This window comes from Citrobacter sp. wls757 (genome assembly GCF_005280935.1).
GTDB lineage: Bacteria > Pseudomonadota > Gammaproteobacteria > Enterobacterales > Enterobacteriaceae > Citrobacter > Citrobacter portucalensis.
The window spans coordinates 19,752-24,437 of the sequence record NZ_SZWU01000062.1 but is presented as its reverse complement, the minus strand read 5'-3'; the positions used below and the strand labels follow the sequence as shown (position 1 = coordinate 24,437).

Sequence of the window (4,686 nt, the reverse complement as noted above, 5' to 3'; positions counted from 1 at the left end):
TGCTGCGGCACCACGCCGGAACATATCGCCGCCATGAGCCGCGCAGTGGATGGCTTACCGCCGCGCCGCTTGCCGGAAATCCCGGTTGCCTGCCGCCTTTCCGGCCTTGAGCCGCTGAACATCGGCGACGACAGCCTGTTTGTGAACGTTGGCGAGCGTACCAACGTCACCGGTTCGGCGAAGTTTAAACGCCTGATCAAAGAAGAGAAATACAGCGAAGCGCTGGACGTCGCCCGTCAGCAGGTGGAAAGCGGCGCGCAGATCATCGATATCAACATGGATGAGGGGATGCTCGACGCCGAAGCGGCAATGGTGCGTTTTCTCAACCTGATCGCCGGTGAGCCGGATATCGCCCGCGTGCCGATTATGATCGACTCCTCGAAATGGGACGTTATCGAGAAAGGGCTGAAGTGCATTCAGGGTAAAGGCATCGTTAACTCCATCTCGATGAAAGAGGGGGTTGAGACCTTTATCCATCACGCGAAGCTGCTGCGTCGCTACGGTGCCGCGGTGGTGGTGATGGCCTTTGACGAGCAAGGGCAGGCCGACACCCGCGCACGTAAAATCGAAATCTGCCGTCGGGCGTACAAAATTCTTACCGAAGAGGTGGGCTTCCCGCCGGAAGATATCATCTTCGACCCGAACATCTTTGCTGTCGCGACCGGTATTGATGAGCACAACAACTACGCGCAGGACTTTATCGGCGCGTGTGAAGACATCAAACGCGAACTGCCGCACGCGCTGATCTCCGGCGGCGTTTCTAACGTTTCATTCTCGTTCCGTGGCAACGACCCGGTACGTGAAGCCATTCACGCGGTATTCCTCTACTACGCCATTCGCAACGGCATGGACATGGGGATCGTCAACGCCGGACAGCTGGCTATTTACGACGACTTGCCCGCCGAGCTGCGCGATGCTGTTGAAGATGTGATCCTCAACCGTCGTGACGATGGCACCGAACGACTGCTGGAGCTGGCAGAGAAATATCGCGGCAGTAAAACCGACGACACGGCGAATGCCCAGATGGCGGAGTGGCGCACCTGGGACGTGAAAAAGCGCCTCGAATACTCGCTGGTGAAAGGCATTACCGAGTTTATTGAGCTGGATACCGAGGAAGCGCGCCAGCAGGCAGCGCGTCCGATCGAAGTTATTGAAGGACCGCTGATGGACGGCATGAACGTCGTTGGCGATCTGTTCGGCGAGGGCAAAATGTTCCTGCCGCAGGTGGTGAAATCCGCCCGCGTGATGAAGCAGGCGGTGGCGTACCTCGAACCGTACATTGAGGCCAGCAAAGAGAAAGGCTCCAGCAACGGCAAAATGGTCATCGCGACCGTGAAGGGCGATGTGCACGATATCGGCAAAAACATTGTCGGCGTGGTGCTGCAATGTAACAACTACGAAATCGTCGATCTTGGCGTGATGGTGCCCGCGGAGAAAATCCTCAGAACGGCGCGTGAAGTGAATGCCGATCTGATTGGCCTTTCCGGGCTGATTACCCCATCGCTGGACGAAATGGTCAACGTGGCGAAAGAGATGGAGCGTCAGGGATTCACTATTCCGCTGCTGATTGGCGGCGCGACCACCTCAAAAGCGCACACGGCGGTGAAAATTGAGCAGAACTACAGCGGCCCGACGGTGTACGTGCAGAACGCCTCGCGTACCGTTGGCGTGGTGGCTGCGCTGCTCTCTGACACCCAGCGTGATGACTTTGTCGCCCGTACGCGTAAAGAGTACGAAACCGTGCGTATCCAGCATGCGCGTAAGAAACCGCGTACCCCGCCAGTAACGTTACAGGCTGCCCGCGACAACGATCTGGCCTTCGACTGGGAAAACTACACCCCGCCGGTGGCGCACCGTCTGGGCGTGCAGGAAGTGGAAGCCAGCATCGAAACTCTGCGCAATTACATCGACTGGACGCCGTTCTTTATGACCTGGTCGCTGGCCGGGAAGTACCCGCGCATTCTCGAAGATGAGGTAGTAGGAGAAGAGGCGAAGCGCCTGTTCAAAGACGCTAACGACATGCTGGATAAACTCAGCACCGAGAAGACCCTGAATCCGCGTGGCGTGGTGGGGTTATTCCCGGCCAACCGCGTGGGTGACGACATCGAGATTTACCGTGACGAGACGCGTACGCACGTCATCAACGTGAGTCATCATCTGCGCCAGCAGACGGAAAAAGTCGGTTTCGCCAACTACTGCCTGTCTGACTTTGTTGCGCCGAAACTGAGTGGCAAAGCGGATTATATCGGTGCTTTCGCGGTGACCGGCGGTCTTGAGGAAGATGCGCTGGCGGACGCCTTCGAAGCCCAGCACGACGACTACAACAAGATCATGGTGAAAGCGATCGCTGACCGTCTGGCGGAAGCGTTCGCAGAATATCTGCATGAGCGCGTGCGTAAAGTCTACTGGGGCTATGCGGCGAATGAGAACCTCAGTAACGAGGAGCTGATCCGCGAAAACTACCAGGGGATTCGCCCGGCACCAGGCTATCCGGCGTGCCCGGAACACACCGAAAAAGCCACCATCTGGGAACTGCTGGATGTGGAAGCGCACACCGGGATGAAGCTCACCGAATCCTTCGCCATGTGGCCAGGCGCGTCGGTTTCCGGCTGGTATTTCAGTCATCCGGACAGCAAGTACTACGCCGTGGCGCAAATCCAGCGCGATCAGGTTGAAGATTATGCCTTCCGTAAAGGGATGAGCGTGGCGGAAGTGGAGCGCTGGTTAGCGCCGAACCTCGGCTATGACGCCGACTGATTCACAAAACTGTCATCTTTCTTTACAACAAACAGGGCGCTCAATGAGTGCCCTGTCTCTTTATTACGTTTAAACCCTTATACTGAAAGGGGGCCGTTGCCGGATGGCGGCGTAAACGCCTTATCCGGCCTACATAGGGATGATTTGTAGGCCTGATAAGCGCAGCGCCATCAGGCAAATGAGCCTCAAAAAACCATAAAAATAAGGAGAACCTGATTCCGTGTTAACTCTGTTACACCTGCTTTCTGCTGTATCTATGCTGGTTTGGGGTACGCATATTGTGCGTACCGGCGTGATGCGCGTCTTCGGCGCCCGTTTGCGTACCGTGCTCAGCCGTAGTGTTGAAAAGAAGCCGCTCGCCTTTTGTGCGGGTATCGGCGTAACGGCGCTGGTGCAAAGCAGCAACGCCACCACCATGCTGGTGACCTCGTTTGTTGCACAAGATCTCGTGGCGCTTACCCCTGCGCTGGTCATAGTGCTGGGTGCCGACGTGGGGACCGCGCTGATGGCGCGTATCCTGACCTTCGATCTCTCCTGGCTGTCACCACTGCTGATTTTTATCGGCGTGATCTTCTTTCTCGGCCGTAAGCAGTCCCGCGTGGGGCAACTGGGGCGGGTTGGCATCGGGCTGGGGTTGATTTTACTTGCGCTGGAGCTGATTGTGCAGGCGGTCACGCCGATCACCCAGGCTAATGGTGTACAGGTTATTTTTGCCTCGCTCACCGGCGATATTATGCTCGATGCGCTGATTGGCGCCATGTTTGCGATTATCAGTTACTCCAGCCTGGCGGCGGTGCTGCTGACGGCCACGTTGACCGCGGCAGGTATTATCTCGTTCCCGGTGGCGTTGTGTCTGGTGATTGGTGCCAACCTCGGGTCCGGCCTGCTGGCGATGTTGAATAACAGCGCCGCTAACGCCGCAGCACGCCGTGTGGCGCTCGGTAGCCTGCTGTTTAAGCTGGTGGGCAGCCTGATTATCCTGCCGTTTGTTCATCCGCTGGCCAATCTGATGGATGAACTGCCGCTGCCGAAATCTGAACTGGTTATCTACTTCCACGTCTTCTACAACCTAGTGCGCTGCGTGGCGATGGTGCCGTTCGCCGAACCGATGGCGCGTTTTTGTAAGCGCATCATCCGCGATGAGCCGGAGCTGGATGCACATCTGAAACCCAAGCATCTGGACGTCAGCGCGCTGGATACGCCGACGCTCGCTCTGGCCAATGCCGCCCGTGAAGCCCTGCGTATCGGTGACGCGATGGAGCAGATGATGGACGGGCTGAAGAAAGTAATGCACGGCGAACCGCGTGAAGAGAAAGAGCTGCGCAGGATGGCGGATGATATTAACGTGCTGTACACGGCAATTAAGCTCTATCTGGCGCGGATGCCAAAGGATGAGCTGGCGGAAGAGGAATCGCGCCGTTGGGCGGAGATTATCGAAATGTCGCTCAACCTTGAACAGGCTTCCGATATTGTCGAACGTATGGGCAGCGAGATAGCCGATAAGTCGCTGGCCGCTCGCCGGGCATTCTCTGTCGAAGGGCTGAAAGAACTGGATGCGCTCTACGATCAGTTGCTCAGCAATCTGCAACTGGCGATGTCGGTGTTCTTCTCAGGAGATGTGACCAGTGCCCGTCGTCTGCGCCGCAGCAAGCACCGCTTCCGTATTCTCAATCGTCGTTATTCGCATGCGCACGTTGACCGTCTGCATCAGCAGAACGTGCAGAGCATCGAAACCAGCTCCTTGCACCTGGCGCTGTTGGGCGATATGCAGCGTCTGAACTCGCTGTTTTGCTCCGTGGCTTACAGCGTGCTGGAACAGCCGGATGAAGACGATGGGCGGGATGATTACTAATGAGGACAGGTGAAATATTGCCCGATGGCGCAGTCCGGTAGGCCGGATAAGGCGAAGCCGCATCCGGCAATGTGCGC

At 57.2% G+C, this 4,686-nt stretch carries 2 protein-coding genes; both read left to right on the top strand.

Going from position 1 to position 4,686, the window contains the following annotated elements; genetic code table 11:
- Positions 1-2,757, top strand: a 2,757-nt coding sequence (gene metH / locus FDW94_RS18230) for a methionine synthase (protein ID WP_249358627.1), incomplete at its 5' end; no start/stop codon positions are given.
- 220 nt (positions 2,758-2,977) lie between these two features.
- Positions 2,978-4,609 carry a Na/Pi cotransporter family protein gene (locus FDW94_RS18225; protein WP_128612477.1) on the top strand — a complete coding sequence of 544 codons (1,632 nt, stop codon included), beginning with the start codon at positions 2,978-2,980 and terminating at the stop codon, positions 4,607-4,609.
- The last annotated feature ends 77 nt before the right edge of the window (positions 4,610-4,686 follow it).